We start from the raw sequence: 257 nt of genomic DNA on the forward strand, positions 1-257 counted from the left end.
TTCGCCACCACATTGTTGGTATCGGTGAGCCAGCCGATCAGCAGGTCGGCATCCTGCGAATAGCGCAGCCCGCCCGTGCCCAGATAGATGTTGCTTTGCCCCGCCGCGGTGGCGCCGGCGGTGGTGTAGCAGTTCCAGCTCGCCGGCGGATTGTGGCTGAGCTGGCCGTTGGCGGCCATCATCAGCGCGGATTGCTGGGAAGCGGGCTCGTCGGCCGGCGCATAGGTGACCGCGGGCAGATTGTGGTGCGCGCGGAT

At 66.9% G+C, this 257-nt stretch carries 1 protein-coding gene; it reads right to left on the reverse strand.

Annotated features, from left to right (window positions below; genetic code table 11):
* Window positions 1-257 (reverse strand): CAP domain-containing protein (locus NLU14_RS22400; protein WP_275710764.1); only part of this gene is annotated, 257 nt, incomplete at both ends.

It is taken from the genome of Marinobacter iranensis (assembly GCF_029207565.1).
Lineage (GTDB): Bacteria > Pseudomonadota > Gammaproteobacteria > Pseudomonadales > Oleiphilaceae > Marinobacter > Marinobacter iranensis.